This is a genomic window from Microbacterium sp. (genome assembly GCF_032084865.1).
In the GTDB taxonomy this organism is placed as follows: domain Bacteria; phylum Actinomycetota; class Actinomycetes; order Actinomycetales; family Microbacteriaceae; genus Microbacterium.
On the sequence record NZ_DAMDLU010000034.1, the window covers coordinates 1 to 8,192 of the forward strand.

Annotated in this window: 5 protein-coding genes; 4 read left to right on the forward strand and 1 reads right to left on the reverse strand. The window is 70.6% G+C overall.

The genetic code is table 11. The features are described from left to right. Positions 1-653: PucR family transcriptional regulator ligand-binding domain-containing protein (locus tag RT309_RS05495; RefSeq protein WP_313355876.1), on the reverse strand; the 653-nt coding region annotated here is incomplete at its 3' end. Between the two features lie 94 nt (positions 654-747). Here RT309_RS05495 and RT309_RS05500 point away from each other — a divergent pair. From RT309_RS05500 to RT309_RS05515, 4 genes are all read left to right on the forward strand, one after another. Further along, positions 748-2,232 (forward strand): CoA-acylating methylmalonate-semialdehyde dehydrogenase, encoded by a 1,485-nt coding sequence (locus RT309_RS05500; RefSeq protein ID WP_313355877.1) that lies wholly within the window; start codon positions 748-750, stop codon positions 2,230-2,232. Positions 2,233-2,243: 11 nt separating this feature from the next. Then, positions 2,244-3,629 carry an aspartate aminotransferase family protein gene (locus RT309_RS05505; protein ID WP_313355878.1) on the forward strand — a complete coding sequence of 462 codons (1,386 nt, stop codon included), beginning with the start codon at positions 2,244-2,246 and terminating at the stop codon, positions 3,627-3,629. A 205-nt stretch (positions 3,630-3,834) separates the two neighbouring features. Beyond that, complete coding sequence (locus tag RT309_RS05510; RefSeq protein ID WP_313355879.1) at positions 3,835-5,286, forward strand: carboxylesterase family protein; 1,452 nt, start codon at positions 3,835-3,837, stop codon at positions 5,284-5,286. A gap of 260 nt (positions 5,287-5,546) precedes the next feature. Next, on the forward strand, positions 5,547-7,961 hold the full coding sequence (locus RT309_RS05515) for a polysaccharide lyase 8 family protein (protein ID WP_313355880.1): 2,415 nt from the start codon (positions 5,547-5,549) through the stop codon (positions 7,959-7,961). The last annotated feature ends 231 nt before the right edge of the window (positions 7,962-8,192 follow it).

Consider the following 8,192-nt stretch of genomic DNA (forward strand, 5'->3'; position numbering starts at 1 on the left):
GCCGGCCAGTGATCGAGCGCCTCGCTCGCAGCCTCCCCCCACAGCTCGGCGGTGACCACCTCGCGGCTCAGCGTCTCGAGCACGACCGGCGCACCCAGCGTCCGCGCGGCAGCGTGCACGACGGTGTCGGCCGGGGCTCCGCGCAGCGTCAGGCCGGTGAACAGCTCGTGCAGGCGCTGCCGCTCCTGCAGCGCCTCCCACTGTCCCGCGATGATGCGTCGGTGCACCGCCTCGGTGACCGCCAAGAACTTGACCACGCGCTCCAGCGCGATCAGAGCGAGACCGTGCGCGCGGCATGCCGCGATCAGTGCGGGCGGCGCGACCGGGAACCTCGTGCCGAGCTCGAGCACGACACCCGCCACCCCGGCGCCGGCCAGGCGCGCGGTGACGGAGCGCAGCGCGGCATCCGTTCCGCTCCACCCTGCCGCCGTCGTCAGCAGCAGCTCACCGCCATCGAGCAGACCCGCGACTTCGTCGCTGTCCGACACGTGCACCCAGCGCACCCGGGCATCGAGCGCGGCGCCGCCGACGAGCACCTGCGGGTCACCCCGGCTCAGCACTCCGGCATCGAGCACGTCACGCACCCGCGGCAGCGCGACACCATCCGGACGTTCTGTCCGGATGCGATCATCTTTCGGACGGTCTGCGGCCACGCATCCATCCTGCCCGCTGCTTTGATGAGAAGCGAGCCGGATCGTCCTTCCGGACAGTCTGTGCGAACGCGCCCGTCTCAACGAGGAGAACCCCGTGACCACGATCCGTCACTACATCGACGGCGCCGAGACCGGCGCCACCGACCGCACCCTGCCGGTCTACAACCCCGCCACCGGCGAGGCGCACCGCCAGGTCGCCGCCGCCAGCGCGCAGGAGGTCGAGTCGGCGATCGCGTCGGCCAAGGCCGCGCAGCCCGCGTGGCGCGCATCCAGCCTTATCAAGCGCGCCGACGTGTTCTTCCGGCTGCGGCAGATCCTCGCCGAGCGCACCGACGAGCTCGCTGCGATCGTCACCAGCGAGCACGGCAAGGTGCTCTCGGATGCGGCCGGGGAGGTGTCGCGCGGCATCGAGAACGTCGAGTTCGCCGCCGGTCTGCTGCACCACCTCAAGGGCGAGCGCGCCGAGCAGGTCTCGCGCGGCGTCGACGTGCACTCCGTCAAGCAGCCCGTCGGCGTCGTCGCCTGCATCACGCCGTTCAACTTCCCGGTGATGGTTCCGCTGTGGATGGTCGCCTCGGCGATCGCGTGCGGCAACAGCGTGGTGCTCAAGCCCAGCGAGAAGGACCCGTCTGCGGCGATCTGGATCGCCAAGGCGTTCCAGGAGGCCGGCCTGCCCGACGGCGTGCTCAATGTCGTCAACGGCGACAAGGTGGCCGTCGACACGCTCCTCGACTCGACCGACGTCGGCGCCATCAGCTTCGTCGGCTCCACCCCGATCGCGAAGTCGATCTACGAGCGCGCCGCGGCCAACGGCAAGCGCGTGCAGGCGCTCGGGGGCGCGAAGAACCACATGGTCGTCATGCCCGACGCCGACCTCGAGGGCGCAGCAGCGGCAGCCATCTCGGCCGCCTACGGCTCGGCCGGCGAGCGCTGCATGGCCGTCTCGGTGCTGGTCGCCGTCGGCGACATCGCCGATGACCTGATCGAGGGCATCCGCACCCGCATCGCCGACCTGCGCATCGGCGACGGCACCGACGCATCGAGTGAGATGGGACCGCTGATCACCCGCGAGCACCGCGACAAGGTCGTCTCGTACGTCGAGGGCGCGGCGGCCGAGGGCGCCACCGTCGTCGTCGACGGCACGCAGAAGCAGTTCGACGGCGACGGGTTCTTCACCGGTGTGACCCTGCTCGACAACGTGCGCCCGGGGATGAAGGTGTACGAAGACGAGATCTTCGGTCCGGTGCTCTCGGTCGTGCGCGTCGACAGCTACGTCGAGGCGGTCGAGCTGATCAACGCGAACGCATTCGGCAACGGCACGGCGATCTTCACCCGCGACGGCGGTACCGCCCGCCAGTTCGAATTCGACATCGAGGTCGGCATGGTCGGCGTCAACGTGCCGATCCCCGTGCCGGTCGGGGCGTTCTCGTTCGGCGGCTGGAAGGACTCGCTGTTCGGCGACTCGCACATCTACGGCCCGGAGTCGATCAGCTTCTACACGCGCTCGAAGGTCGTGACCACACGCTGGCCCGACCACACCCCGGCGCAGGTCGACCTCGGCTTCCCGAGCAACCACTGAGGGAGAGGATCATGAGCCAGTACACCGACCGCCACACAACCACCCACCCGCTGCCGGATGCCGAGGCCGAGGCGCAGGTGCGCGCCGACGACCGCGCGCACGTCTTCCACTCGTGGAGCGCGCAGGCGCTCATCGACCCGGTGCCGGTCGCCGGCGGCGCGGGATCGACGTTCTGGGACTACGCCGGCAACGAGTATCTCGACTTCTCGAGCCAGCTGGTCAACCTGAACCTCGGTCACCAGCATCCGGATCTGGTCGCCGCGATCCAGCAGCAGGCGGGGCGGCTGGCGACCATTCAGCCGTCGGTCGCGAACGACGTGCGCGGCGAGCTCGCCCGGCTGATCGCGGGCGTTGCTCCGGATGGCCTCGAGAAGGTGTTCTTCACCAACGGCGGAGCCGAGGCGAACGAGTACGCGGTGCGCCTCGCGCGCCAGTCGACAGGGCGGCGCAAGGTGCTCTCGATGTACCGCAGCTATCACGGGTCGACGTCGACGGCGATCTCGCTCACCGGCGACCCGCGCCGCTGGGCCAACGATGTCAGCGACACCGGAGCCGTGCGCTTCTTCGGGCCGTACCTGTACCGCTCGCCGTTCCACTCCGAGGCGGCGGAGCAGGAGACCGAGCGGGCGCTGGCGCACCTCGAGCAGACGATCCTGCTCGAGGGGCCGTCGACCATCGCGGCGATCATCATCGAATCGGTGGTCGGCACGAACGGTGTGCTCGTGCCGCCACCCGGATACCTGCAGGGCGTGCGCGAGCTGTGCGACCGGCACGGCATCGTGTACATCGCCGACGAGGTGATGGTCGGCTTCGGCCGCATGGGCGAATGGTTCGGGTTCCAGGCGTACGGCGGGCATCCCGACCTGATCACCTTCGCGAAGGGCGTGAACTCGGGGTACGTGCCCCTGGGCGGTGTGGTCATCTCAGACCGGATCGCCGCGCACTTCGACACCACGCCGTTCGGCGGGGGACTCACCTATTCGGGGCATCCGCTGGCGTGCGCCGCCGGTGTGGCGACCTTCGAGGTGTTCGCGCGCGACGGGATCCTCGAGCGGGTGCGCGACCTCGGTGAGCGCATCGTCGAGCCGACGGTGCGGTCGTGGCTCGACACGCATCCGAGTGTGGGCGAGGTGCGCGGGCGCGGACTGTTCTGGGCCGTCGAGCTGGTTCGCGACCGCGAGACCCGCGAGCCGCTCGTGCCGTTCAACGCGTCGGGAGCGGATGCTGCCCCCATGGGCGCGTTCGCCGCCGCCGCGAAGAAGGCCGGCGTCTGGCCTTTCGTGCACTTCAACCGCACGCACATCGCCCCGCCGCTCGTGATCACCGACGACGAGCTGGCGCGCGGGCTGTCGGCGATCGACGAGGCCTTGACGGTGGCGGACGAGTACGCGACCTGACACCTCGCCCGCGGCGGGCGGCGCCCCGCGGGGATGGAAAACGCCGGTGAGCACACCCGCACACCGGCGTTCTCCATCCCGGGAATCGCCCGTCAAGTGCCAAACGGCGGTGCGGGGTCAGAAACGTACGTCCCGCAGCCGGATTCCGTACCGAACTGACCCCGCACCCCCGGGAAGACGCGGCGATGGTGGATACGCTGATGCCGTGGAGGACGAGTCGCAGACAGAGGTCGCGCAGACGGACGAGGGGCCGGTGCGCGGCATCCTGCGCCCGGACGGATCGCTCGCGTTTCTCGGCATCCCGTACGCCGCACCGCCCACCGGTCGCCGACGCTTCCAGCCGCCGCAGCCGGTGGCGCCGTGGACCGAACCGCTCGACGCGACCAGGTACGGCCCGACGCCGCAGCGCCGCGAGGAGCCGAACGCGATCATCCCCGAGCCGAGCATCCCCGGCGCGGCGACCCTGAATCTCAATGTCTTCACCGCGTCCACCAGCGGAGCCCGCCCCGTGCTGGTGTGGATCCACGGCGGCGGCTACTCGTCGGGGTCCTCGGCGAGTCCCTGGTACGACGGCCGCGCCTTCGTGCGCGACGGGATCGTCGTGGTCGTGATCTCGTATCGCTTGGGCTTCGACGGCTTCGGGGTGATCGACGGCGCGCCCGACAACCGCGGGGTGCGCGACTGGCTCGCCGCGCTCGAATGGGTGCAGCGCAGCATCGCAGCCTTCGGTGGCGACCCGTCGCGCGTGACGGTCGCGGGACAGTCGGCCGGCGGCGGGGCGGTGCTCACGCTGCTCGGGATGCCCGACGCGCAGCACCTCTTCCGCGCGGGCATCTCGATCAGCGGTGCCCTCGGCGACCTGCCCCGTGACCGCGCGAGGAAGCGCAGCGAGCGCCTCGCGTCGATGGTCGGCTGCGACCCGACGCTCGACGGGTTCCGCAGCGTGAAGGAGCGCGAGCTCACGCGGCGCCAGTACGAGGCATCCCTGCTCGGCAAGACCGGCCTCTCCGCGACGACCGCGACGCTCACCGACGGGCTGCCCTGGGGGCCGGTGATCGACGGCGAGCTGATCACCCGCCCGACCGTCGACTCGTACGCCGCGGGCGTCGGCGCCGACAAGCCCCTGCTGCTCGGCGCGACCGACGACGAGTTCACGATGGTGTTCGACCACGCCCCGCGCATCCTGCGCTGGGTGCCCGTGCCGCTCGCGCTGCTGATCGTCGAGAAGACCCACACGCTGCGCCGCGGCTGGCGTCGGGCGAACCGCACGCGACGCCGTGCGGGCGCCGCGCTGGGTCGTTTCGTCACCGATCGCGTCTTCCGCTCACTCGTCGTGCGGATCGCCGAGACCAGACGGGATGCCCGCACCTGGGCGTACCGTTTCGCCTGGACGTCGCCGACGAACGGGTGGTCGTACCACTGCCTCGACGTGCCGTTCTGGTTCGACTGTCTCGACGACCCGCACGTGGCCCGCATCGCCGGCGAGCATCCTCCCCAGCGCCTTGCCGACGAGATGCACGCTGCGGCGGTCTCATTCATCCGCGACGTCGATCCCGGCTGGCCTGCCTGGCGCAGCGAGCCGGGCATCACCCGCGTGTTCGGCGACCAGCCTGCGCTCTCGCGCTCGGCCTACGACGACGCGCTGCCGCTGATCTGAGCCGCCGCTCGCGCGTCATACCCACCGCTCCATGCCCTTCGCTGGGCCCAAATGGCGGCTTCGCCCGAGATGAGGCGACCATACGGGCCCACCGAGCACAAGCAGCCCCGCGCCCTCGGCTGCCCGCTGGGCCCGAATGGCGGCCTCATCCGCCAGGAGGCGACCATTCGGGCCCAGCGGGCGCGCGCAGACGCGGAGTCCACATTGAATCCTCCCCTTGCGCGCTCCTAGGGTCGCTGCCAAGGACCGAAGGAGTTCGCATGTTCAGCCCCACCCGTCGCACCCTCTTGCAGCTCGGCGGCGTCGCCGTGGCGTCGGCACTGCTCATGGATGCCGCCCGTCCCCTGTCGGCCACCGCGGCGGCACGGCCGCTCGCTGTCGGCGTGCCAGAGATCGAAGCCCTTCGCGCTCGCTGGATCGAGACGCTGACCGGACGCAGCGTCATCACCGGATCTCCCGCGACGTTCGCCGCGGCGATCGCTCGAATGGATCGGGGCACGGATGCTCTGCTCGCGAAGGTGAGCCCCACGGCCACCCGCTACTTCTCCGACCAGGACTGGTCGGTGGGTGCCACCGAGATCGCCAACTCCAACGCGATGCGCATGAACTACTCGGGCATCCAGAACCTGGCCGTGTCGTGGTCGACACCGGGCTCGAAGCACGAGGGCTCGGCGGTCGTGCTCGACGCGGCGCTGCGCGGCCTCGCCCACATGCACGAGCGCGCCTACAATCCCGAGACGCAGTGGTGGGGCAACTGGTGGTCGTGGAACATCGGCGCCGCACAGCCGCTGGCGAACACCATGGCCCTGCTGCACGACGAGCTCGACCAGACAGCGATCGACGCGTACTGCGCATCGATCGACCATTTCCTCCCCGGCCGCGACCCGAGCATGCAGCAGCACCCGTCAGGGCCGCAGAAGTCGGACGGCGCGAACCGTGTCGACATCTGCCAGGCGATCATCGTGCGCGCCATCGCTCAGCCCGACCCCGATCTGCTGCGCGCCGCGGTCGCCGCGCTGAGCGACACCTGGCAGTACGTCACCGGGGGTAACGGGTTCTTCCGCGACGGCTCGTTCGTGCAGCACTCCACGATCGGCTACACCGGCACCTACGGGCTGGTGCTGCTGGGCGGGCTGGCCAAGCTCTTCGCCCTGCTCGCCGGAACCTCGTTCGACGTCACCGATCCCAGCCGGGCCAACGTCAGCGGGTTCGTCGAAGGATCCTTCGCGCCGCTCATGTTCCGCGGTCAGATGATGGATGCCGTGCGCGGGCGCGCCGTGGCCCGCTATGCCGAGCGCAGCATCAACAACGGCAACGACCTGATCGAGCACACCCTGCGCCTCGCCCAGTCCGCCGACCCCGAGACCGCGGCGCGCTGGCGCGGTCTGTGCCGGCAGTGGATCGAGAGCAACTCAGCGGCGAACATCACCTCGACGACCAGCATCGTGCGTCTCTCGCTGGTCACGGAGCTGCTGAACTCGGATGCATCGACCGTCGCCGACCCCACCGGACCGCACCTCTTCCCCGCGATGGACAGGCTGGTGCACCGCTCAGCGGATGCCTCCTGGGCTCTGGCCGTGGCGATGTGCTCGAACCGGATCGCCTGGCACGAGGGCACCGAAGCCGAGAACTTCGAAGGGGTGAAGACGAGCCAGGGTATGACGTACCTGTACCTGCGCGGCGACGAAGACCACTTCGACGACGAATTCTGGTCGACCTCCGATCTGGCGGCACCTCCCGGCACCACGGTCGATCTGACCCCGCTGCCGCGCAACCCCGAGGGCGAGTGGGGCGAGCGCACGCCCGACAACGAGTGGACGGGCGGGGTCACCTTCGAAGACACCGCCCTCGCCGCCATGCATCTCGTCGCTCCCGGAGGGACGGGCTTGGTGGCGCGCAAGATGTGGGTCACGCTTCCGGATGCCTACATCGCCCTGGGCGCGGACATCTCCACGCGCAGCGACGGCGAGGTCCGCACGATCATCGAGCATCGCAACCTCGGCACCTCCGCGCGCCGGCTGCTCGTCGACGGCACGGCGGTGACGGCCCGGCAGACGGTCGCAGCGGCGCGGTGGGCGCACCTGGAGGGCGTCGGCGGCTATGTGCTTCTCGACGGCCCCGCCGATCTCGTGGCCGGGATCGAGGAGCGCGAGGGCACCTGGCGGCGCAACAGCACCAACGCCGCCGCCGGCACCGATGTGCTGCAGCGCCGCCGGTACGGAACGCTGAGCCTGTCCCACGGCGTGGGCGCCGAGGCGAGCGGCGGGTACGCATATGCCGTGCATCCCGGAGCGGATGCCGATGCCACCGCCGCCGCCGCGCGCGCTCGGCGCTTCCAGGTGATCCGCAACGACGGCGTCGCGCAGGCGATTCAGCTGTCGACGCACGTCACCGCCGCCGCCTTCTGGGCGGCCGGCAGCGCCGGTGCGCTCACCTCCGACCGTGCGGCCTGCGTGATCGCGCGCATCACGCCGGGCATGACGCGGATGTCGGTCAGCGACCCGACGCAGAGCGGCGCAACTCTCGTGATCGACGTCGCCGGAAGCCGCGCGACGAGGGTCAAGGGCGACGACGCGGACCGCGTCAGGTTGGCCCGCCGCGGCGACGGCATCCGGCTCACGATCGACACCACCGGCACGGCGGGCACGACCCTGGAGTTCTCCCTGCACCGCTGATCGGGCCGCCCTCCGGCATCCGCTGGGCCCGGATGGTCGCCTCACCCGAGAGGAGGCGACCGTACGGGCCCAGCCAGCAAAAGAGAGAGCCGGCCATCGACTCCGCGCACGAGCTCGACCATCCCCGCCCTCACTCGTCCGCTGGGCCCAGATGGCTGCCTCTCTCGAAGGAAAGCGACCATTCGGGACCACCGAGCACGAGCATCCCCGCCCCCACGCCGTCGGCTGGGC